Below are 22,710 nucleotides of genomic sequence, written 5' to 3' on the forward strand. Positions count from 1 at the left end.
CACCCGACAAAAGGCGGGTCAGCCCTTGGGCCCGCCCGCCCAGCTCACCCGGTCGCCCTCGGCGATGCCGAGCGCCGCCGCCCTGCCGCCCATGATCTCGAGCACCGCGCCGACCGGCTCACCCGAGGGGATCGGCGTTTCGGAAAACGGCACGGTGTTCTCGGCGATCCGCGCGATCGTGCCGTCGGGGCGGATGTAGACGATGTCGAGCGGGCTAGGCGTGTTCTTCATCCAGAAGCTCGCATCGCGCGGCGCGCCCCCGCCGGCCGGATAGGGCCAGAAGATCATCCCGCCGTCGGGCTTCAGGTCGGTGCGGTACATCAGCCCGCGCTCCTGCTCGGCGGCGCTCTTGGCGATCTCGACCTTGAACGCGTGCGCGCCGTTGGTGCTGGTGATCGTCAGCGGCATCGTCTGCACCGCCGACTGCGCGGTATCGCCACCGCCGCGCGTCGCCACCACCGCGACGCCGCCGGCCGCCCCGCACAGCAGCAGCGCCGCCAACGCCGCCTTGGTCGTCGCGATCATCAGAACTCTCCTTCGACCGCCACCGCGAGCGGACCCTTCCGCCCGTCGACGATCCGCGCGCGCAGCGGCTGATCGGGTTCGACGGTTTCGATGCCGGCGCGGCGCAGCGTTTCCATATGGACGAATATATCGCCGCCATCGCTGTTACGCACCAGGAAACCATAGCCCTTGAGGCGGTTGAACCATTTGACCGCGACCGGTTCGAACGCCCCTGCACCATCGAGCAGCGCGACCGGATCGATCCGGTCGGTCGCGCCGGGCGTACGCGGGACCTCCTCGACCGCATCGGTCATGTCGATCGAGACGATCTCGCGCGCCTGAAAGCCGCGGCCGCGCTGCACCGCCATCGCCGTCACCCGCGCCCCTTCGGGCAGGCTGCGGCGGCCGTGCGGTTGCAACACCGAAAAATGGACCAGGATATCGCCGACATCGACATCGTCGGATACCGCGAAGCCGAACCCGCGGGTGACGTCGAACCATTTGATGACGCCCGACACGGCACGCGCGTCGGCTGCGCCCACGGCTATTACGCCGGCCGGCTCATCGTCTTCCGCTAGCGTCTCGCTACGCATCTCACCACACCCCTTGCGCCGTTGCTAGCACGGTTCGTCGCAGTCGCAACGACCCCATAGTGGCCTCATTCGAAATCTTTCTCGTTCACGTCCTCCGATGGCGCGGCGCTGACGATCCGGCGGGCCAGCGCAAAGCCATGGCCGGCGCGGATCATCGCGCCGATCTGCTTCTCGCGCAGCACGCGGTCTGCCTCTTCCAGGGCATAGGGTCCGATCCGCTTGCGCCGCGCGAACGCCAGCGCCGATGTAACCGCACGGTCGGCGATCGCGGGCGCCACCGCGTCGGTGTCCGCCTCGTCGATCCGCGCCTCGCGCAGCGCCCCTGCGACGCGGCGCCCGCCAAGCCCGCGGCGCTGCATCGCCGCCGCCTTGGCTTCGGCGAACATCCGGTCGTCGACATAGCCGAGCTCCGCCATCCGCTCGGCGATCGCCGCAGCGTCGACCGGCTCCCCGTCCCAGCCGCGCTCGCGAATCTTGCGCACCAGATACTCGGTCAGCTTGCCGCGCGAGGTCGCGAACCGTTCGACATAGCGCAATGCCAGCCGGTCCAGCGCGGCGGCGTCGAGCGGCGGGATGACGCGGCGCTCGCGCTGCGCCTTTGGTTGGTTAAAGGTCACGCCATCATTGTGCCACAGTGACAGTCGAATTTAAACGCCACGGCCTGTCAGGGCCATCTAATGGCGACGCGCGTTACGCAGCGACGCCATGATGAAGAACAGGGACTGCGATGACCAACCTCTCGGTGAGCAATGCGGACCCGGTCCATGCCACCCCGACCGCAGACACGCTGCCGCGCTGCTTCGCCGATTTCGGCACGCTGGGCGAGGCGCTGGACTATGCCGCGACCGGCAGCCGCGGGCTGAACTTCCATGATGCTCGCGGCGCGCTGGTGCGGCCATATCCGTTTGCGGAACTGCGCGCCGATGCGCTGGCGATGGCCGACCGGCTGATCGCGGCGGGCGTGGCGCCCAAGGACCGCATCGCGCTGGTCGCAGAGACCGGCCCGGAATTCGCCGCGCTGTTCTTCGGCGTGGTCTATGCCGGCGCGTGGCCGGTGCCGCTGCCGCTGCCGACCTCGTTCGGCGGGCGCGAATCCTATATCGAACAGCTCCGCGTGCAGCTGGCGAGCTGCGATCCCCGGATGCTGATCTTCCCGCCCGAACTGGCGCAGATGGCGAGCGAATCCGCGCGGCTTGCCGGCGTCGACGGAGTGGACTGGTCCGAGTTCGCACAGATCGAAGCGCCCAAGGCGACCCTGCCTGAGGCAAAGCCCGACGATATCGCCTATCTCCAGTACAGCAGCGGTTCGACCCGCTTCCCGCACGGCGTGATCATCACGCATGCCGCGCTGCTCAACAACCTCGCCGCGCACAGCCACGGCATGGAAGTGTGCGACACCGATCGCTGCGTGTCGTGGCTGCCCTGGTATCACGACATGGGTCTGGTCGGCTGCTTCCTGTCGCCGGTCGCCAACCAGGTCTCGACCGATTACCTTAAGACCGAGGATTTCGCGCGTCGCCCGCTAGCATGGCTCGACCTGATCAGCCGCAACGCGGGCACCACGCTCAGCTATTCGCCGACCTTCGGCTACGACATCTGCGCGCGCCGCATGTCTTCGCAGACCAAGGCGAGCGACCGCTTCGACCTGTCGCGCTGGCGGGTGGCGGGCAATGGCGCCGACATGATCCGGCCGGACGTGATGCAGAACTTCGTCGATGCGTTCGCCGATGCCGGTTTCAAGGCGACCGCGTTCCTGCCGAGCTACGGCCTCGCCGAGGCCACGCTGGCGGTGTCGCTGATGCCGCCGGGCGAAGGCATCCGCGTCGAACTGGTCGAGGAAACCCAGCTCTCGGGCGGCGCGCACGGCAAGGACCGCCCGCAGCGCTACCGTGCGATCGTCAATTGCGGCAAGCCGGTGCGCGACATGGTCGTCGAGATCCGCGAAGAGGACGGCACCCCCCTGCCCGAGCGTGCGATCGGCAAGCTTTGGTGCAAGGGCAAGTCGGTGATGGTCGGCTATTTCCGCGACGACGCCGCGACCGAAGCGTGCATGTCGGACGGCTGGCTCGACACCGGCGACATGGGGTATATTTCCGAAGGTTATATCTACATCGTCGGCCGCGCCAAGGACATGATCATCGTCAACGGCCGCAACCACTGGCCGCAGGACATCGAATGGGCGGTGGAACAGCTCCCGGGCTTCAAGGCCGGCGATATCGCAGCGTTCGCGATCACAACCCCCGGCGGCGAGGAAACCCCCGCCGTGCTGGTCCAGTGCCGCAGTTCCGACGAGGCCGAGCGCGTCCGCCTGCGCGACGAGATCCGCGAGCGCGTGCGATCGGTCACGGGCATGAACTGCGTGATCGAACTGATCCCGCCGCGCACCCTGCCGCGCACCAGTTCGGGCAAGCTGAGCCGGGCGAAGGCGCGCAACCTGTACCTGAGCGGCGACATCAAGCCCTACGACATCGCTGCCTGAAGCGCCCCCGCCACCACTCCGAGTCGCGTTAGGCGCGCATGACCTTCCTGCCTGCCCCGTCCCTGTCCGCGTCCCCGGCCCGCGGCGGCCGCAACCTGACGCAGGGGATGCTCGACACGGTCGGTCGCGCGATCGTCACGGGGGCGTATGACGGCGTGCCCTTCCCGACCGAAGCGCAGCTGACCGAACAGCACGGGGTCAGCCGCTCGGTTACCCGCGAAGCGGTCAAGATGCTGACCGCCAAGGGGTTGCTCAGCGCCCGCGCGCGCGTCGGCACCGTCGTACAGCCGCCGGCATCGTGGAACCTGTTCGATACCGATGTGTTGCGCTGGCTGCTCGAACGGACGTTTTCGGTCGAACTGCTGAAGCACTTCACCGAACTGCGCCTCGCAATCGAACCCGAAGCCGCCGCGCTCGCCGCGCGCCACGCGGAGGCGCATCATCTGGAGCAGATTCGCGGCGGGCTCGATCGGATGCGGAATGCAGACAGCGGCGGCGACGACCCGCTGGACGCCGACATCGCATTCCACGTCGCGATCCTGCAGGCATCGGGCAACCCGTTCTACGCCCAGTTGCGCGAGATGGTCAGCACCGCGCTGAAAACCTCGATCCGCCTGACCAACCGCATCGCCGGCCGCAACGCCAACATCGTCGATCATGCCGCGGTATGCGACGCGATCTGCCGCCGCGAGCCGGACCTCGCCCGTGCCGCGATGAAGGCACTGATCCAGGACGTCCTCGACCTGATCGATACCGTCGAATAGTCGACCGGACCGATCCAAATCGGCTGCCGCGTTAAATTATCATATTATTACTTGCCGTCGCACAATGTGATGATATTGTCATGTCATCGCACTTCGCAAATGAGGGCGATGTTCAGGTGTGCCGTACGAGCAACGCCGGACAACAACAGGGAACCGGCGTGCGCTGCACGACGGTAAAGGGAGAGGATAATGAGCATTCGCAAGAATGTACGCGTGCGTATGGCCGCGACCGTATCTTGGACTATGCTGGGCGTCGCGCTCGCCGTGACCGGAACCGCTTGGGGGCAAGCGAATCCGGTAAGTCAGGGCGGCACGATTTCAGATGCCGGCAGCGACAGCCAGGCCAATACCGATGTCGTCGTGGTCGGCTCGCGCGCCAGCCAGCAATCGGCCAACACCCGCAAGAAAAAGGCCAAGACCGCGACCGATTCGATCGTCGCGGACGACATCGGATCCTTTCCCGATCGCAACGTCAACGAGGCGATTTCGCGCATTCCGGGCGTCGCACTCGGTCGCAACGAGTTCGGCGAGGGCGACTCGGTCGCGGTACGCGGCAACGGTCCCGATCTGACGCGAGTCGAACTCGACGGTATCGGCGTGCAGAGCACCACCGGCCTTGCGCTCGGACCAGGCGGCGGGCGTAGCGCCGATCTTCGCGAACTTCCCGCCGAACTCGTGAAGAGCGTCGACGTCGTCAAGGGTTCGACCGCCGACATGACCGAAGGCTCGCTGGGCGGCACGGTGCAGATCAAGACGCGGACCGGCCTCGACTTCGCCAAGCCGTTCCTGTCGGTGCGCGCTGGCGCAGGTCAGAATTCGCTGGGACGCGATTGGACGCCGGATGCCAATGTGGTCGCAGCCAGCCGGTTCTTCGACAACCGGCTCGGCATCATCACCAGCGGCAGCTATTCGAAGCTGCAGAACAACGGCCACGGTTTCGAGAACACCACCAGTAACAACCGTGGCTATTCGCGGCTGTTCGATTTCGACCAGTCGCCCGAAAAGACGTTCGCCTACAATCCCAGCACGATCGGTACCGATGCGGCCGACGTCCTGTTCGCCAACAGCACAGAAACGCCGCGCTCGCTGGTCACCAAGTCCGCCGGCGCGCAGACCAAGGCGCAGTGCCTGACATTGTTCCCCAACAACCCGACCGGCACCACCGCGCAGCGGTCGCAGCGTATCCTCGAACAGCAGAGCTGCCTGAACCAGTGGAACGACGCGACGCCGTCGCTGATCCGCAACTTCATGAACACCCAGACCGACCAGCGCTATGCGATCGACAGCCGCATCGATTTTCGCGCGACCAGCGAACTGACGCTGTTCGCCAAGGGGACGATCGGCAACCGCAAGGTCCACGACCAGAATCGCAGCCGCAGCCCCGTCAATCTGTTCAACCAGAACCTCAACGGCACCTTCGTCGACACCGCCGCCGGGTACCCGCGCGTGCGCACCGTCGCACCGAACTCGCCGGCGGGCTATTACCTGTATGACGGCATCAACAACGTCGCCAACAACGCCACCATCGGCAACGTGCTCAACGTGGTCCCGGGCAGCATCAAGGTCGATTCAAAGCACAACGTCACCGCAATGACGCTGACCAACAATTCGGTGAACATCGACCAGATCGAGAACACCATCGATACCAAGACCAAATATGCCCAGACCGGCGCGGAATATCGCGGCGAGCGGCTGGAGATCGATGCGATGGCGGGCCTCACGCTCGCCACCTCGAGCCGCAACGACAAGCGCACCGCGCGCAGCTATGCGTACGGCGATGCGGCGCTGACGCTGCAGCCGAACGGGCTGTGGAACGTCGGCCTGCCGTCCAACTACGACGACACCAACCCGGCCAACTTCGTCCAGCTCAATGCGCCTGCGTGCATCGGTGGCGGGTCGGCACCGACCTGTACCGGCCAGGCAGCGGTCGCTGCGGGGCCGAACGGGCCGGCGACCCCGCTGTACACCGTCGGCCAGATGCCGCTGACGACGCCGTCGTTCGGCGTCTCCTACTCGCCTGCGCTCGGCGAATCATCGGAACGGATCGCCAAGCTCGACGTCAGCTACAGCACCGAAGGGCTGATCCCGTTCATCAACCGGGTCAAGGTCGGCGGCATGTACCGCAAGAACAAGCTCGATCGCTGGGGTGGCGGTGGCTACACCGTCTCGAGCGCGGTCGGTACGTTCGGCCAGCCCGGCTATGTTCCCGCGGTCATCGTGCCGACCGTCAACGTCCGCGGCACGCTGCGCGCCTGCCAGCCGACCGCGGGATCTTCCGCGGCGAACGGCCTGTCGTGCAACTTCGGCTTCGTACCCAGCACGAACCCGGCCGCGGTTCGCTCAGGGGTCGACACCCTGACCCCAGCGGCATTGCAGGACCTGTTCGGCCGGACCTCGGAAGACAGCGATTCGAAATATTTCGGCGGCCTGCCCGATCGCGGCAACCTGCCCGACGCGTGGCAGGGCATCCGGACCGACCAGCTGTTCGACGCGCTGGGCGCCGCGCAGTTCATGAACTTCGACTGCCTGAAGAGCTGCGCCGGCAGCGACGGCAAGATGTATGATCAGCCCGTCACCCGGGTCCGCGAAGAGATCAAGAACGTCTATGCGATGGCCGATTTCGAACAGCAATTGCCGTTCGGCCTGCTGTTCAACGGCAATGTCGGCGTCCGCGGCGTGTTTGCCACGGTCAAGGGCTCCGCGCTGCTGACGCTGACCTCGATCCGGCCCAACAGCGCGTTCAACCCTATCGATCCGAACAACGCCGGCGGCATCACGACGCAGAGCTTCAGCCAGAACGTGACGCTGAACGCAAAGACGTCGGACTGGCTGCCGTCCGCCAACTTCAACCTTTGGGGCTTCAACGAAAGCCTGGTGTTCCGCCTGTATGGCGGCAAGACGGTGGCACGCCCGGCGATGGACAGGCTGATCTCGGGCGGCACGTGCACGATCGACGAGCGCAGCTTCCTCGACACCTCCGACGAGGACATCTTCGGTTGCACCGGCCGCGTCGGCAATCCGGGGCTCAAGCCATTCACGGCATGGAGCTACAATGCCAGCCTGGAATGGTATGCGAACCCGGACACGCTGTTCTCGGTCGCCTATGGCAAGCTAGACGTGAAGATCGGCAGCCCGATCAACGTGACCCGTGTCGCCAAGCCATTCGCGGGCAGCACGCAGGTCGATCCGGCGACCGGAAAGTCGATCGCCGACTATGAGTTCAACTACCCGACCTTCGACAACGGCCCGGGCTACAAGCGCGACATTTGGGAGTTCGCGGTCAAGACCGCCTTCACCCAGCTGCCCTGGATCTTCAAGCACACCGGGCTCGACAGCAACCTGTCGATCCTGGCGTCGGCGGTCACCTCCGGCCAGCAGGATCCCGAGACCGGGGACGTGATGGCCCCGCCGAACGAGTCGCGCTACTACATGAACACCTCGCTCTGGTATGACGACGGCAAGCTGAATATCCGTCTCGCGCACCAGCGGCGCAGCTCGACGTTCACCTGCATCACGCCGTGCGGCGGCAACACGACCGACATCAACTATCCGGGCGAGCAATGGACCAACGTCCGCCTCGTCGCGCCCGGCTACAACCCCGGCGTGCCGCGGTTCAACGACAGCACGACGTTCATCGACGCCAAGGTCTCGTACAACATCAACCGCGCCATCCAGGTCTATGTGGAGGGGCGCAACATGACCCGCGAGGCGCAGACCGTTTCGGCCGGGCAGTATGTCCCGTTCGGCGACGGTTCGCCAAAGATTTCGCGGCTGACCTATGGCGGGCGGCGGATCATGACCGGGGTCCGCGTGCAGTTCGGGCGGTAACCGCAGAGGTTCCGCGGCGTCGGGGAAAGTCCCTAACGCCGCGGTAACCCTGTTCGGGAACGCGTCCGCCAGCACATCAAACTAGAATGGGTGTGTGACCACGCGTTCATCCCTTTCAACTCATCCGCGGCCCGGCCCGGCGTCGATCAGCTTCCGGACCCTCGTCGGTCTGCGCGAGGGGTCGGACGCCGCCGAATGGGGTCGCATCCGCGCGACCCAGCTGACCGCGGGCCGCCGACTTGCGCTGTTCCTGCTCGCGGTGAACCTGGCCGGCGTCACCGCGACGGTCGCGCTGATGACCAGCATTGCGCCGTTGTGGGGGCTGCTCAGCTGGGGCGCACTGGTCACCGCCGTGGCGACGACGGTCGCCTTCCGCCGACTGGCGACGCGCCACCGCGGCGACGGCTATGCGACCATGCACGACATGCGCGACACCGCGTACGAAGGCGTCTGCCTGGCCGCGATCTGGTCGGTCGTGCCGCTGTATTTCTGCAGCCATTCGCCGTCGGGCACCACCGCCGGGCTGGGCGTCGTCCTGACCATCCTGATGACCGCGGCGAGCGTGGCGATGGCACCGCTGGTGCTCGCGACGCTCGCCTTCCTCGCCGGGCTCGGGCTCGCGATCTGCGCGCAGCTGGCGGCTTCGGGAACCTATGGGGCGGCGCTGGGAAGCTTGATCTTTACGATGCTTTTGATGGTGGTGTGCATCACCCGGGCGCGGTCGCTGGTCGTGATCCGTGCGGGCGAAATCACGCTGGAGGAACGCGACGAAACCGTCAGCCTGTTGCTGCGCGAGTTCGAGGAGAACCGCGCCGACTGGCTCTGGGAAACCAACGCATCGCGCCGGGTGATCAAGGCGTCGTCGCGCTTCGCCTATGCGTGCGGGCTCGACCCCATCACGATCGAGGGCATGCCGTTCCTCCAGGTGCTGGCAGGCCCGAACTGGGAGACCGGCACCTTCCCGCCCGGGCTGCACGCGCTCGCCGAAAAGCTGAAGGCGCGCGAGAGTTTCCGCGACCTGCGGCTGCCCGTGCAGATCGGCGGCGAGGAACGCTGGTGGCAGATCTCGGCGTCGCCGCGGTTCGGCGACCAAGGCAAGTTCTGCGGGTTCCGCGGCGTCGGCTCCGACGTCACCGAACAGCGCGCATCGGCCGACAAGATCAACCGGATGGCGCGGTTCGACACGCTGACCGGGCTGCCCAACCGGCTGATGGTCAACGAGACGCTGGTCCGCGCGATGGCCGAGGCGGACAAATGGCGCGGGCGTTGCGCGTTCATGATGCTCGACCTCGATCGCTTCAAGGCGGTCAACGACACGCTGGGCCACCCGATCGGCGACCGCTTGCTGGGCCGCGTGTCCGAGCGGCTGGAACAGCTGATGACCGACAACACAATGTGCGGTCGGCTTGGCGGCGACGAGTTCGCGGTGGTGATCCGCGACGCGTCCGATACCCCCGCGGTCGAACGGCTGGCGCACAGCATCATCGAGCTGTTGTCGCGGCCGTACGAGGTCGATCAGCACACGCTCTACATCGGCGCCAGCATCGGGCTCGCGATCGGCCCCCGCGACGGACGAACCTCGGAAATGCTGATCCGCTCCGCCGACCTCGCGCTGTACCGCGCCAAGGATGCCGGCCGCGGCGTGTTCCGCACCTATGAACCAGAACTCCACGTCCAGGCCGAGGAACGCCGGGTGCTGGAAATGGCGCTGCGCAGCGCGGTCGACAAGGGCGAGATGTACCTGGTGTACCAGCCGGTGGTCGATGCTGGGTCGGGGCATCTGCGCGGGTTCGAGGCGCTGCTGCGCTGGACCAGCCCGGAGTTCGGTCCGGTCTCGCCGGTGAAGTTCATTCCGCTGGCGGAGGACGCCCGGCTGATCGCGCCGATCGGCGCCTGGGTGCTGCGTACCGCGTGCGAGGAGGCGGCGCGGTGGCCGTCGAACATCCGCATCGCGGTCAACGTCTCGCCGGATCAGCTGCAGAACCCCAACTTCGTCACCACCGTGACGAGCGCGCTGTCGAATACCGGGCTGTCCGCCGAACGGCTGGAGCTGGAGGTGACCGAGAGCGTGTTCATGCACGAGGGGCTGGGCGCGACCAAGGTCCTGGAACGCGTGCTCGACCTAGGCGTGCGGTTGAGCCTGGACGATTTCGGCACCGGCTATTCGTCGCTCGGCTATCTCAGCCGCACGCGATTTTCGTCGATCAAGATCGACCGCAGCTTCGTGCAGGACGCCGCGAAGGGGGTGCGCGAGGCGATCGCGATCATCCGCGCAGTGGTGGCGCTCGCGAAGAGCCTGGGGATGGCGACCACCGCCGAGGGAGTCGAGACCGAGGCCGAGCACCAGATGGTCCAGGAGTTCGGCTGCACCAAGGTCCAGGGCTTTTATTTCGGCCGGCCCCTGCCGGTCGAGGAGGCCCGCGCGCTGGCTAGCCGTCGGTGGGATGAGTCCGCGGCGGCGTGATTGTCCGGCGGTGTCGCTGCGTCGTCCGCCTTCCTTCGTCCGCCTTCCCTCGTCTTCCCTCCTCCCTCCTTCGTCATCCTGACGAAAGTCAGGACCCAGAGCCACGGGCGGCGGCGCTCGTAACTCTGGGTCCCGGGTCAAGCCCGGGATGACGGCTATTGCGTAGCGAACGGCCGACTACTCAGCCGAGCATACCCTGATAGGTCGCCGGAGGAGTCGGCAGCGTTGCGCGGGCGACCACGCCCCCGGCGATCACGATCGCCAGACCCACCGCCGCCGCCCTTGCCAGCCCCCGCGGCACCGCACGGCCGTCTGCCAGCAACACAAGCGCAACCGCCGTCGCGACCATCGACCAGAGGTGATAGCGCAGGTCCGACGCGATGCTGAGGACGCCAAAGCTCACCTCCAGCGCCACCGCCGACACCAGTAGCGCCAGCGCCAAATCGCGCGCCGGTGCGTGTGGACGTCGCGCTGCCACGGCCAGCGCCGCTACCGCCGCCACCAGCCAGGCGATCGGCCACCCAAGCGGGGTCTCTACCACGCCGCGGGTCACCCCCTGCCATCCGCGCGCGACCACGCCTACGCGGCCCAGTCCCAGCGTGTTCGGCTCGGGCTCGGCAGGCGGCGCCGCGTTGGGCCAATGGACCGGTACCAGCCAGCGCTCGGTCGAATTCCAATGCGCCAGCCGCTGGCTCGCATAGGCGACCGGGTGGTGCAGCATCGCGTCGACCAGCGTGGCGTAGAGCTGCCCTACCGGCTGCGCGCGCAACCGCGCCATTGCTGGCCCGCAATGCGCATCGTCGCCCAGCGGATCCCAGAAGAACGGTTTCGCGCAACCGCGCGCGACCACCGCCTGCGCTTCCTGTGCGGTCAGTCCGATATGCGTCGCGTCGGGCACCCTAGAGGCGATGCCGGCGAGGTCGTACAGCGCCTGAGTCCGCTCGACCCCGCTCGGCGCTGCACCCAGCACCCCGTGATTGATGACGGGCGAGACGGCGAGCACCGCCAGGACCGCGACCAGTCCGGCGCCGATCCTGGCGATCGGGCGCGCCGGGATCATCATGACCACCAGCGGCACCACGAGGAACACCGCGTTGGCGCGCACCAGTATCGCATAGCCGAGCAGCACGCGGATCGCCGCGACGGCGGCCGGCGGGATGCGCAGGCCGCGCAACCGCCACCATGCGACCAGCCCGGTCGCCGCCAGCACGGCGCCGACCAGTTGCGCGTCCTTCAACACGACGATCTGCCAGCCGAGAAACGGCGGCAACGCCCCCAGGCACAGTATCGCGATCGCGCGACGCCGCGCCCCCACCTCGCCCAGCGCCGCGGCGATCAGCCCGAACCCCGTCCAATAGGTCGCGAGCTGGAGCACCAGCATCGGTGCCGCGCCGGGTCCGAGCGGTGCCAGCAGCGCCCATAGCCGGACCATCACCGGCGGGTGCCAGTCGTCATAGCGGCCCGACAGCACTTGCCGATATTGCGCGATGGTGTCGTACATCGCCACGCCCGGCCACGCCGCGCCAAGCGACAGGACGAACAGCAGCGCAGCCGCGGCCGCATACCGCGAGCGGGACGACGGCCGCGGGGGTTGCGCACGCCCCGCCGATCCCGTCACCCCGGACCTGTTCCGGGGTCCATCGGACGACAGGGGCATCGCGTGAGGTTCCACGGGCGGAGTTTGCGGCACCATCGACCCCGGAACAAGCCCGGGGTGACGGGCAGTCACCTCAGTAATGGATCGCCCGGCCGTAGGCGGCGAGGACGCTCTCGTGCATCATCTCGGACAGCGTCGGATGCGCGAACACCGTTTCCATCAGTTCGGCCTCGGTCGTCTCGAGCTGGCGCGCGACGACATACCCTTGGATCAGCTCGGTGACTTCAGCGCCGACCATGTGCGCGCCGAGCAGTTCGCCGGTCTTCGCGTCGAACACCGTCTTCACGAAACCTTCGGCCTCACCGAGAGCGATCGCCTTGCCGTTGCCGATGAAGGGAAACTTGCCGACCTTCAGCTCGTAGCCCGCTTCCTTCGCCTTCGCCTCGGTCATGCCGACGCTCGCCACCTGAGGACGCGAATAGGTGCAGCCGGGGATGTTGGCCTTGTCCATCTGGTGCGGCGAACCGCCGGCGATCTTCTCGACCGCGATGATGCCCTCATGGCTGGCCTTGTGCGCGAGCCAGGGCGCGCCGGTGACGTCGCCGATCGCCCAGATGCCGTCGACATTGGTGCGGCCATAACCGTCGGTCTTGATGTGGCCGCGGTCGGTCTCGACGCCGAGAGCCTCCAGTCCGATATTCTCGGTGTTGGGGACGATGCCGATCGCGATGATCGCGTGGCTGAAGGTCTCTTCCAAAACCTTGCCGTCTTTCGCCTTGATCTTGGCCGTGACGCCGTTCGCCGACGGGGCAAGACCTTCGAGACCGGTCTGGGTCAGCAGCTTGATGCCCTGCTTCGACAGCGCCTTGTCCATGAACGCGGAGACTTCCTCGTCCTCGACGGGCAGGATCCGCGGGAGCATTTCGACGATCGTCACGTCGGCGCCCATGTCGTTGTAGAAGCTGGCGAACTCGACGCCGATCGCGCCCGAGCCGATGACCAGCAGCTTGGTCGGCATCTCGGTCGGGACCATCGCGTGGCGATAGGTCCAGATCCGCTCGCCGTCAGCCTTGGCGAACGGCAGGTCGCGCGCGCGCGCGCCGGTCGCGACGATGATGTTCTTGGCTTCGAGTTCGACCGTCTTGTCGCCCTGCTTGACCGACAGCTTGCCCTTGGCCGTAACCGTGCCGACGCCTTCGACGACGGTCACCTTGTTCTTCTTCATCAGGCCCTTGACGCCCGCGTTCAACTGGCCGGCAACTTTCCGCGAACGATCGACGATCTTGGCGAGATCAAAGCCGACATTGTCCGCCTTGAGGCCGTAGCTCTCGGCGTTCTGCATGTAGTGGTAGATTTCCGAGGTGCGCAGCAGCGCCTTGGTCGGGATGCAGCCCCAGTTGAGGCAGATGCCGCCGAGCCGCTCGCGCTCGACGATCGCGACCTTGAGGCCAAGCTGGCTCGCGCGGATCGCGGCGACATAGCCGCCGGGGCCGGAGCCGAGGATCACGAGATCGAATGTGTCAGCCACAGCAACAGTCCTTCTTGGAATTTCAGGCAGTGAGGGGCGGCACGGGCCGCGGCTTGCGGTCGTCGCCGACCGCAACGAAGACGAAGCGGGCCTGCGTCACCTTGCAACTGTCGTCGCTGTGCCGCGCCCGGCGCCACGCCTCGACCTCGATCGTCATAGACGTACGGCCGACGGCGGCGAGGCTGGCATAGACCGACACCTCGTCGCCGACCACGACGGGCATGTGGAACTTCATCGCGTCGGCCGCAATGGTGACCGCGCGGCCGCCGCTGCGCCGCGACGCGACCGAGCCGGCGGCAAGATCCATCTGGCCCATCAGCCAGCCGCCGAAGATGTCGCCATACGGGTTGGCGTCGGCGGGCATCGCGGTGACGCGGATCGTCGGCGCGATGTCGGGGGGAAAGTCGGTCATCGTACGGCCTTGTCTTCCGACCACGCCCGCCGCAGCGGTCCGATCCCCATCAGCAGCGTCGCGACCATCGCGCCCGCGCCGCACCACCAGATCACGTCCCATCCCAAGGGATAGGACCATGCCGCCGCCCAGGTGATCGCCACCGCCGCGGCAAGCCCCGCCGCGACGTGCAGCGCCTCGACGAGGGTCCGGCGCGGCATCTCAGGCCAGCATGCCCAACGGCCGCTCGACCAGGTTCTTGAACGCCTTCATGAACTGCGCGCCGTCCGCGCCATCGATCGCGCGGTGGTCGAAGCTGCCGGTCGCCGACATCACGGTGGCGATGCCGAGCGCGCCGTCGATCACGTACGGACGCTTCTCGCCTGCGCCGACCGCCAGGATCATGCCCTGCGGCGGGTTGATGACCGCATCGAACTGGGTGATGCCGAACATCCCCATGTTGCTGATCGACGCGGTGCCGCCCTGATATTCCTCAGGCTTCAGCTTGCCCTCGCGGGCACGGCCAGCAAGGTCCTTCATCTGCGTCGCGATACTCGACAGCGAGGCGGTGTCGGCGCCGACGATGATCGGCGTGATCAGGCCGGACGGCGTACTGACCGCGACCGAGATGTCGGCGCGACCGAACGTGATCAGCTGGTCGGGCGTGAACATCACGTTGCACGACGGCACCTGCATCAGTGCGACGGCCTGCGCCTTGATCAGCAGGTCGTTGACCGACAGCTTCACGCCGCGGCTTTCGAGGCTGGCGTTCAGTTCGCCGCGAAGCTTCAGCAGCGCGTCGAGGCGGACGTCCACCGTCAGGTAGATGTGCGGCACGGTCTGCTTCGATTCGGTCAGGCGACGCGCGATCGTCTTCCGCACGTTGGTGAGCTTGGTCGATTCGTACGGCACGTCGGGGATCGCTGCGGGTTTGGCTGCCGCGGCCGGTGCGGGTGCAGCCGCCTCGGTCGGTGCTGCCGACTTGGCAGGTGCGGCACCGGCCTTTGCGCCATCGATGTCCGCCTTGACGATGCGTCCGTGCGGTCCCGAACCGGTGACGCCGCCCAGGTCCACGCCCTTGTCGGCGGCAAGGCGCCGCGCCAGCGGGCTGGCCTTGATCCGTTCACCGCTCGACGACGCGGGACCGGCGTCGGCCGGGCGACCGTGATCCTCGGCCTCGCTGACGGTGCGGTCGACCGGTGCCGATTCGGTGCCGGTGTCGTTGGGGTCGGTCGGATCGGGCTTGGCTTCCGATTCCTTAGCGGCAGGCGCCGGAGTCTCGCTCTTGGTCGACGCGCCGATCGACGCGACGTCCTCGCCTTCCTCGGCGAGGATCGCGATCACGGTGCCGACCTTCACGTTGTCGGTACCCTCGGCGACCAGCACCTTGACGATCGTACCTTCGTCGACCGCTTCGAATTCCATCGTCGCCTTGTCGGTCTCGATCTCGGCCATCAGGTCGCCGGACTTCACGACGTCGCCTTCCTTCACCAGCCATTTGGCGAGGGTGCCCTCCTCCATGGTCGGCGACAGGGCGGGCATTTTGATCTCGATCGACATGGAAGTCCCCAAGGCATTACGTAACGGCACGCCTACTCGCCCCGTCGCCCGCCCGGGTCAAGGGCCGGGTCGGGGTCGCGGACTTGCATGGGGGCGATAACCGGGCCACCTACGGCCCCATACGGGGACAGTTTAATGCGCATCTATCTGGTGGTGATCGACGAAAGTCCCGAGGCGGGAATAGCCCTGCGCTTCGCCGCCAGACGCGCGGTGAAGACCGGCGGCGGCGTCGAGATCCTGACGATCCTGCCGCCACAGGAATTCATCGCGTTCGGCGGCGTGCAGGCGACGATCGAGGAAGAAGCGCGGCTGCATGCCGAGGGCCTGGTCGCGGGCGCGGCGGGGACGCTGCTCGAGGAATCGGGGCTGCGGCCGTCGATCGTGGTGCGCGAAGGCGATGGCCCGAAGATCATCCGCGACATCATCGCCGCCAACCCCGATATTGCCGCGCTCGTCCTGGGTGCGGCAGCCACCGGCGCACCAGGCGCGCTGATCGCGCATTTTTCGGGTACCGACGCGGGCACGCTGCCGGTGCCCGTGATGATCATCCCGGGGTCGCTGACTCGCGAAGCGATCGACCGGCTCAGTTGAAGGACGTTCGTATGACGCAATTCCGAATCGCCGCGCTGGCGCTATTCGCTGCTACCGGCGCGCAGGCGATGCCGCAGGCCGCCGCGCCGATCGCGACCGTCGACATCCCCGCCTCGACGATCGTCCCCAGCGAAACCGATCTCGCGCGCACCTATCAGGACAAGGCGCAGGCCGACCCCGACCACGCGCAGGCCTGGACCGCGTGCGCCGCCGCCGCGACCAAGCGTAGCGCGAGCCCCGCCGAGGCCGACGATTATGCGGTGCAGATGGCGAAGGTGCTGAAGCTGATCGTGGCGGACCCGAGCCGGTCGCCGTGCGAGGACGCGATCCCGCCGGCGTTGTGGGCCGCTGCGGGTGGCGCCAAGCCGACCGCCGCCAGGGTTGCAAAGCCGGCACCCGTCGCGGTCGCGAAGCCCGTCCCGCCCGCCGAAGCCGAACGCCTCCGCCTGCAGGAAGAGGCCGCCAAGGCCGATGCCGCCGAACGCGAACGCGTCACCGAATTCAACCGCCAGGCCGCGGCGCGCGCGAAGGCCGATACCGACAAGATCCTGGCGGACAAGCAGGCGGGTTTGCGCGCGCGCGAGGACTATCAGACGGCGCAGGCGCAATATCAGACCGACAAGGCGCGCTCGGATGCCGCGCTTGCGGCTCAGGCGGAATACGACCGCCAGATGCGCGAGTACCGGGCGAAGTACGGGAAATAGCGTCCGCATCCCCTTGAGCGCCCGCCCCGAACGCGTCACGATCCGCGCATGACCCTGCTCGCCCTACCGTTGCTGCTCGCGGCCGCCTCGCTCCCCGCCCCCTCCCCGGAGCGCCTCAAAGCCACCGTTACCACGCTGGTCGGGTTCGGGACGCGGCACACCGCGTCGACCACGACCGATCCGAAGCGCGGCATCGGTGCGGCGCGCAACTGGGCCGCTGTGCAGTTCAAGCAGATCGCGCGGGGCTGCAACGGCTGCATCACCGTGGAGCGCATCGCCCGCCCCTTTACCGGCCCGCGCGCGCCGACCGGGGTGGTGGTCGAGGACGTGCTCGGCATCCAGCGGGGCCGCGACCCGAACCGTGTCGTCATCGTCGGCGCGCATATCGACAGCCGCGTCACCGACGTGATGAACGCGACGTCGGATGCGCCCGGCGCCAACGACAATGCGTCCGGCGTCGCGCTGGTGCTGGAGGCCGCACGGCTGCTGTCGCGACACAGCTTCGACGCGACGATCGTCTACGCGGTGTTCTCAGGCGAGGAACAGGGCCTGTGGGGCGCCGAACTGCTTGCCGACACCGCAAAGGCGCGGGGCTGGCGAGTGTCGGCGATGCTCAACAACGACATCGTCGGCAACACCATCGGCCAGGGGGGTGTCAAGATCGACGACCGCGTCCGGGTCTTTTCCGAAGGCATCCGCGCATCCGAAGGCGAGGTCGCGCAGCAGGGCCGTCGGGCCGAGGGCGGCGAGGACGATGGCCCCAGCCGGGCGCTCGCCAAGGCGATCGACGGTGTCGCCAGGACCATTCCCGACGGCCTCGACGTGATGCTCGACCGCCGCCCCGATCGCTTCGGCCGCGGCGGCGATCACGAACCGTTCCTGAAACTCGGCTACCCCGCGGTGCGCTTCTCGGTCGCGGCGGAGAACTGGGACCGCCAGCACCAGGACCTGCGGACCGAAGCCGGGGTCGCGTATGGCGACACCATCGACGGCATGGACTTCCCCTATCTAGCGAAGGTCACCGCGATCAACGTCGCGACGATCGCACGGCTAGCCGCAGCACCCGCAGCACCGACCGACGTCTCGATCGCAGGGGCTCTGTCGCGCGACACGACCGTCAAATGGGCCGCGGTACCCGGTGCGGCCGGATACCGCGTCCGCTGGCGCCGCAACGACGCGCAGGACTGGACCGGCACGCGTGACGTGCATGACACCACGACGGTGCTGACCCAGGTCCCGGTCGACGACAACTTCGTCGGGGTGTCGGCGCTCGGTCCGGATGGTGCGGAGAGCGTCGTGACGTTTGCAGGGCGAGAAGGACGGAAATGATCCCGCCGCCGCAACGATATCGTCAGCGCGGCAGCATTTTGCCCTTCCACCGCTTCTTCCAGACCCGGTGCGGCCGTGCGCGGGGCGCCGCGTCCTCGTAATATTCGGTGGTCGTGGTGGTGACTATCGGGGCGGACTGCACCACCACGGTGGTCGTCGATCCGCCAGCATAGCCGGCATAGCCGCCGCTGGTCGTCGTCACGGTCGTGACGCCGTCGGGCGAGACCCAGGATCCGCCCGGCGGACCGCGATAGACCGGCACGGCTGGTGGCGCGTAACCGCCGCCATAGGCCGGCACGGGCGGCGGAGCATAGCCGCGCCCATAGCTCGCCCCATAGGCTGGCGGGACCCCGCGACGGCCGCGATCCTGGCTCCGGTCGATCGCATAGCCCGCGGCCGCGCCGACGCCTGCACCGATCAACGTGCCACCCAGCCGGTTGCCACGCCCCGCGATCACGTTGCCCGCGACGCCGCCGACGACACCACCGATCACCGCGCCGCCGACGCCGCTGTCGCGCTGGCGGTCGTCGCCGCGCTGCCTGTAACCGCGGTCGTCGCCGCCGCGCTGGTAGCCGCGGTCGTCAGGCCCCGCATAGACCGAGTCGTCGGCATAGGCCTCGTCATAGCCGCCGCGATACCCGCCGTCCCAGTCGAGCCCGCCGACGGTGTCGTACACCGATCCGCGCCCGTCGATCAGCACTGCGTCGTCGTAATAGCGTGCCCAGTTATACCCGGCGTTCGGCCGCGTCAGGCCGTAGCCCGCCCAGTCGGAGATATAGAAGCGCGGCGACACCCAGTAGCTCGGCACGGCATAGCCGCGATACGGGCGGCGATACGCGCTCCAGCCGCCGGGCGCGTTGGCCCCGCCCCACCAGCGCCCGCCGATCCGGCTGCCCCAGCGCTGTCCGCGGACCTGGCCCCGGTCCGGGCCGCGAACCTGCCCCTGAACCTGGCCGCCGTGCTGGACGACAGGCCCAGGTCCGATCGGGCGGACCTGCGACGGACCGCGGCCGGGCATGCCGTAGCTCGCGCCGGGCCGCTGCTGGGCGTCAGCCGATCCGGCTGCGACCAGCGCCAGGGCTCCGCTCGCGATCAAAAGGCTCCGCATCATGGTGTCTCCCTGTTCCGCCGTGCGCGTCCGAGTCTCGGCCAAACGTCGCATGTGTTAACACGCTGCTTACCAAACTCGTTTCACCGCGGCCAGCACCCGCGCTGTCCCGAAACGGGCCGAAACTTTAGGCTATGCGAGAAGCCAGCACCGCCATCAGCGCCTCGCACCCTGCGGCATCCTCGGCGTCGAACCGCGCGGGTTCGGGGCTGTCGAGGTCGAGCACGCCGATCAGGCGGCCGTCATGGACCACCGGCACGACCAGTTCGGAACGGCTGGCGGCGTCGCAGGCGATGTGGCCCGGAAAGGCGTGGACGTCGGCGACCAGCTGGGTCTGACGCGTGGCCGCGGCGGTGCCGCACACCCCCTTGCCGAGCGCGATGCGGATACAGGCGGCCTTGCCCTGGAACGGCCCGAGCACGAGTTCGCCACCATCCGAATCGGCAACTGCGCGGTAGAAGCCCGCCCAGTTCAGATCGGGCAGATATTCCCAGATCAATGCTGCGGCATTGGCCATGTTGGCGATCGCATCGGGTTCGTCCGCGGTCAGCGCATCGAGCGCGGCGGTCAGATCGTGGTACAGTTCGGCCTTGCTGCCGGCGGATATGTCGAATTGATACATCGCGCCCATATGCGGAGCGATGAATAGCGGAACAAGCCCGGCCGGACGCGGTGGATGGGTCCGCCATCCATCCCGCGCGTTAGGGACCCGACGATGACTTTGCCCCCCGCCATTCCCGCCGCGACGCTGATCCTGTTTCGCGAGCGCGACACCGGACCGCCCGAACTGCTGATGGTCGAGCGCGCGAAGGCGATGGCGTTCGCCGCCGGCGCGCTGGTGTTTCCCGGCGGCCGCGTCGATCCCGGCGACTACGCGCTTGCCGGCGATGACGACGAAGCTGCCGCGCGGATCGCTGCGATCCGCGAGACGATCGAGGAGGTCGGGCTGGCGATCGGGCTGGACCCGGCGCCCACCGCGATCGCGCCGATGCGCGCCGCGCTCCATGCGGGCGAACCGTTCGCCGCCGTGCTCGGCAGCGCGCACCTGAGGCTGGAGACGCTGGAGCCGTTCGCGCGCTGGCGACCGGCGCATGCGCCGTCGCGGGTGTTCGACACGCGGTTCTACCTGGCGCGGCTACCTGCTGATGCGCCGCCAGCCAGCGTCGATGCGACCGAGAATACGCGGCTGTTCTGGACCAGTGCCGCCGACATTCTCGCCGAAGCGGATGCCGGTCGTGCGACGCTGATCTTTCCGACCCGCCGTACGCTCGAGCGGCTGGCGCGGTTCGCGAGCTTCGAAGCCGCGGTGGCAGATGCACGCGCGCACCCGATCCAGACGATCACGCCGTGGATCGAGGATCGCGACGGGGTCGATCACCTCTGCATCCCCGACGGGCTCGGCTATCCGGTGATCACCGAACCGCTGACGGACGTGACGCGCGGCTGATGCGGACGGTGCGCCTGGCGATCGGCTGGCTGGCCGGACTGGCGTTGCTGGCCACGCTCGGCTTCGTGCTGTGGGCGAGTGCGCGCGGGACGCCGCAGGATTTGCCATGGACGCCGCTCGACCTCGGCCAGCCTGCGGGGCTGTTCACCGGCCGCAAGCTGACCGCGCTGACCGAGGATTTCGCGCAATGCCGCGCGCTGCTCGACCGGGCGGGGGTGCGCTACACCGTGCTGCCGCCCCGCCACGACGGGCAATGCGGCTATGCCGATGGCGTCCGCTTCACACCCGGGGGATCACGGCGCATCGGCTTCGTGCCGGCCGGACTCGGCGTCGCCTGTCCGGTCGCTGCCGCGCTGTCGATGTGGGAATGGGACGTCGTGCAGCCTGCCGCGCAGGCGCAGTTCGGCGCGCGTGTCGCCAGCATCGATCATTTCGGCAGCTATAATTGCCGCCGGATCTATGGCCGCGATGCCGGGACCTGGAGCGAGCATGCCACCGCCGACGCGGTCGATATCGCCGGTTTCCGACTGACCGATGGCAGACGCATCACCGTCGCGCGCGACTGGCAGGGCGACGGGCCGAAAGCGCGGTTCCTGCATGCGGTGCGCGATGGTGCGTGCCAGCTGTTCGCGACGACCCTGTCCCCCGACTACAACGCCGCGCATGCCGACCATCTGCACCTCGACCAGGCCAATCGCGGCATGGGCGGCTGGCGGGCGTGCCGTTAATTCGCCAGCGAGGTGCCGGTGTCGACCTTCTCGACCCAATAAGGATAGAAAGCCGGTTGGCGGTTCGACCAGCCCGATGCCGTCGCCGCCGCTTCGCTGATCGACTGCAGCAGCTTCCGGCGCAGTTCGGGGTGAAGATGCGGCAGGGCGGCCGCTGCGCAGAACGCCGATGGCAGCCAGGGCCGGACTTCGGCGCCGATCAGCCGCTCGTAAAGGAACCGGAACGCCGAGAAGGTCGTCAACCGCCCCTGCCCCAGATCGAACGCCACCAGCGTGACCATCGGGCCGAGGAACGGTTCGATCGCATCGAGGCCGCTGTCGTCGGGCACGATCGCGCGCAGCGCGGGCAAGTTCGCATAGATCCGCGCCTGAGCCCGGATGCTCGCCGCCTCGACGACATCGCGCGACCACCGTTCCATGGCATCGTCGCGGTCGAGCCCGATATCGAGCGAGCGGCGGATGTAGCGCTGAGTCGCGGCCGGAAAGCCGGCGAATTCCTTCATCTCGGCGAGCGTCATCGAGCCTTGCGCCGGTCTCATTCTGGAAGCCATGTCGTCACCCCGCCCTCAAAGGAACTGGTAAGACCATACGCCCAGGTTGGTTAACGGGCCCTGAGCGCGCCATCTCACCTTGACACCATAGCGACATGGAAACTGCTGCATCGCAACATGCTATGCGACGAAGCGAGCGAGAAAATCTGATGGCGACGCCAATTCGGCTGGCGCATAAAAAAAGCGCCGGCCCGTGGGGGCCGACGCGTTCGATCTTGGTATCTTCAGGTCACGCCCGCTTGTGCGTCAGGCCCTTCTCGGCTTCCGGATCGTACCCTGACGAGTCCGGTGCGTCGGTGCTTGCGCCCGGCTGGGTCTGTGCGGGCGGATCGCTGCCGTCCATCGACTCGTCCAGCGCGTTGTCCAGCCGCGCGTCGGCGCTGTCGGGGTTCTTCTGCAGACGCTTGGCGATCGACTTGTCCTGCCCTGCATCCTGACGCGGATCGCGGCCGGTGTCCTCGTCGGGCGCAACCGACAGGCTGTCGAGTGCGCGTTGGTCGATATCCGGCATAGCGAGTGTCTCCTGTAAACTTGCCGACATCAA

Annotated in this window: 21 protein-coding genes; 9 read left to right on the plus strand and 12 right to left on the minus strand. The window is 67.7% G+C overall.

The features are described from left to right. Nucleotides 1–18 precede the first annotated feature (18 nt). The 3 genes from SJY20_RS13875 to SJY20_RS13885 form a co-directional block, all read right to left on the minus strand. On the minus strand, nt 19–525 hold the full coding sequence (locus SJY20_RS13875) for a DUF192 domain-containing protein (RefSeq protein ID WP_380787503.1): 507 nt from the start codon (nt 523–525) through the stop codon (nt 19–21). Then, entirely contained in the window at nt 525–1,046 is a 522-nt protein-coding gene (locus SJY20_RS13880; RefSeq protein WP_380787504.1) for a cold-shock protein, read from the minus strand. Before SJY20_RS13880 ends, SJY20_RS13875 begins: the two co-directional genes overlap by 1 nt. 116 nt (nt 1,047–1,162) lie before the next feature. Then, nucleotides 1,163–1,714 (minus strand): regulatory protein RecX, encoded by a 552-nt coding sequence (locus SJY20_RS13885; RefSeq protein WP_380787505.1) that lies wholly within the window; start codon nt 1,712–1,714, stop codon nt 1,163–1,165. Between the two features lie 110 nt (nt 1,715–1,824). Between SJY20_RS13885 and SJY20_RS13890 the strand changes: the two genes are divergently transcribed. From SJY20_RS13890 to SJY20_RS13905, 4 genes are all read left to right on the plus strand, one after another. Continuing rightward, nucleotides 1,825–3,576, plus strand: a complete 1,752-nt coding sequence (locus tag SJY20_RS13890) for a fatty acyl-AMP ligase (protein ID WP_380787506.1) — start codon at nt 1,825–1,827, stop codon at nt 3,574–3,576. Nucleotides 3,577–3,614: 38 nt separating this feature from the next. Then, nucleotides 3,615–4,340: a FadR/GntR family transcriptional regulator gene (locus SJY20_RS13895; RefSeq protein ID WP_380787507.1), complete on the plus strand. Its 726-nt coding sequence runs from the start codon at nt 3,615–3,617 to the stop codon at nt 4,338–4,340. 189 nt (nt 4,341–4,529) lie between these two features. Then, nucleotides 4,530–8,168, plus strand: coding sequence for a TonB-dependent receptor (locus SJY20_RS13900; protein WP_380787508.1), 3,639 nt, complete (start codon nt 4,530–4,532; stop codon nt 8,166–8,168). Between the two features lie 94 nt (nt 8,169–8,262). Beyond that, nucleotides 8,263–10,632, plus strand: coding sequence for an EAL domain-containing protein (locus SJY20_RS13905; RefSeq protein WP_380787509.1), 2,370 nt, complete (start codon nt 8,263–8,265; stop codon nt 10,630–10,632). A 181-nt stretch (nt 10,633–10,813) separates the two neighbouring features. Here SJY20_RS13905 and SJY20_RS13910 read toward each other — a convergent pair whose 3' ends face one another. The 5 genes from SJY20_RS13910 to SJY20_RS13930 all read right to left on the minus strand — a co-directional run bounded on the left by SJY20_RS13910 (nt 10,814) and on the right by SJY20_RS13930 (nt 15,708). Further along, nucleotides 10,814–12,250, minus strand: a complete 1,437-nt coding sequence (locus SJY20_RS13910) for a hypothetical protein (protein ID WP_380787510.1) — start codon at nt 12,248–12,250, stop codon at nt 10,814–10,816. A 112-nt stretch (nt 12,251–12,362) separates the two neighbouring features. Continuing rightward, nucleotides 12,363–13,757: a dihydrolipoyl dehydrogenase gene (lpdA, locus tag SJY20_RS13915; RefSeq protein WP_380787511.1), complete on the minus strand. Its 1,395-nt coding sequence runs from the start codon at nt 13,755–13,757 to the stop codon at nt 12,363–12,365. A 22-nt stretch (nt 13,758–13,779) separates the two neighbouring features. Further along, nucleotides 13,780–14,169 carry an acyl-CoA thioesterase gene (locus SJY20_RS13920; protein ID WP_380787512.1) on the minus strand — a complete coding sequence of 130 codons (390 nt, stop codon included), beginning with the start codon at nt 14,167–14,169 and terminating at the stop codon, nt 13,780–13,782. Then, nucleotides 14,166–14,369, minus strand: a complete 204-nt coding sequence (locus SJY20_RS13925; RefSeq protein WP_380787513.1) for a hypothetical protein — start codon at nt 14,367–14,369, stop codon at nt 14,166–14,168. The genes SJY20_RS13920 and SJY20_RS13925 overlap by 4 nt, the downstream gene beginning before the upstream one ends. 1 nt (nt 14,370) lies before the next feature. Then, on the minus strand, nt 14,371–15,708 hold the full coding sequence (locus SJY20_RS13930; protein WP_380787514.1) for a pyruvate dehydrogenase complex dihydrolipoamide acetyltransferase: 1,338 nt from the start codon (nt 15,706–15,708) through the stop codon (nt 14,371–14,373). 135 nt (nt 15,709–15,843) lie between these two features. Between SJY20_RS13930 and SJY20_RS13935 the strand changes: the two genes are divergently transcribed. The 3 genes from SJY20_RS13935 to SJY20_RS13945 are packed head-to-tail and all read left to right on the plus strand — an operon-like array spanning nt 15,844 to nt 18,332. Then, on the plus strand, nt 15,844–16,299 hold the full coding sequence (locus SJY20_RS13935; protein WP_380787515.1) for a universal stress protein: 456 nt from the start codon (nt 15,844–15,846) through the stop codon (nt 16,297–16,299). Between the two features lie 11 nt (nt 16,300–16,310). Then, complete coding sequence (locus SJY20_RS13940) at nt 16,311–17,003, plus strand: hypothetical protein (RefSeq protein ID WP_380787516.1); 693 nt, start codon at nt 16,311–16,313, stop codon at nt 17,001–17,003. A 48-nt stretch (nt 17,004–17,051) separates the two neighbouring features. After that, nucleotides 17,052–18,332, plus strand: a complete 1,281-nt coding sequence (locus SJY20_RS13945; protein ID WP_380787517.1) for a M20/M25/M40 family metallo-hydrolase — start codon at nt 17,052–17,054, stop codon at nt 18,330–18,332. Nucleotides 18,333–18,354: 22 nt separating this feature from the next. Here SJY20_RS13945 and SJY20_RS13950 read toward each other — a convergent pair whose 3' ends face one another. Together SJY20_RS13950 and SJY20_RS13955 are read right to left on the minus strand one after the other, a co-directional pair. Beyond that, nucleotides 18,355–19,443 (minus strand): RcnB family protein, encoded by a 1,089-nt coding sequence (locus SJY20_RS13950; protein ID WP_380787518.1) that lies wholly within the window; start codon nt 19,441–19,443, stop codon nt 18,355–18,357. A 124-nt stretch (nt 19,444–19,567) separates the two neighbouring features. Continuing rightward, nucleotides 19,568–20,062 (minus strand): GAF domain-containing protein, encoded by a 495-nt coding sequence (locus tag SJY20_RS13955; protein WP_380787519.1) that lies wholly within the window; start codon nt 20,060–20,062, stop codon nt 19,568–19,570. 93 nt (nt 20,063–20,155) lie between these two features. On the opposite strand from SJY20_RS13955, the gene SJY20_RS13960 reads away from it, so the two are divergent. Together SJY20_RS13960 and SJY20_RS13965 are read left to right on the plus strand one after the other, a co-directional pair. Then, nucleotides 20,156–20,887 carry an NUDIX domain-containing protein gene (locus SJY20_RS13960; RefSeq protein ID WP_380787520.1) on the plus strand — a complete coding sequence of 244 codons (732 nt, stop codon included), beginning with the start codon at nt 20,156–20,158 and terminating at the stop codon, nt 20,885–20,887. Further along, nucleotides 20,887–21,615, plus strand: coding sequence for an extensin family protein (locus SJY20_RS13965; RefSeq protein ID WP_380787521.1), 729 nt, complete (start codon nt 20,887–20,889; stop codon nt 21,613–21,615). Before SJY20_RS13960 ends, SJY20_RS13965 begins: the two co-directional genes overlap by 1 nt. On the opposite strand, the gene SJY20_RS13970 is transcribed toward SJY20_RS13965, so the two are convergent. Together SJY20_RS13970 and SJY20_RS13975 are read right to left on the minus strand one after the other, a co-directional pair. After that, nucleotides 21,612–22,154 carry a hypothetical protein gene (locus SJY20_RS13970; RefSeq protein WP_380787522.1) on the minus strand — a complete coding sequence of 181 codons (543 nt, stop codon included), beginning with the start codon at nt 22,152–22,154 and terminating at the stop codon, nt 21,612–21,614. The two genes, SJY20_RS13965 and SJY20_RS13970, sit on opposite strands and share 4 nt — an antisense overlap. Nucleotides 22,155–22,395: 241 nt before the next feature. After that, nucleotides 22,396–22,677, minus strand: coding sequence for a hypothetical protein (locus SJY20_RS13975; protein ID WP_380787523.1), 282 nt, complete (start codon nt 22,675–22,677; stop codon nt 22,396–22,398). Nucleotides 22,678–22,710: the final 33 nt, after the last annotated feature.

Source organism: Sphingomonas sp. R86521 (assembly GCF_042466235.1).
GTDB lineage: Bacteria > Pseudomonadota > Alphaproteobacteria > Sphingomonadales > Sphingomonadaceae > Sphingomonas.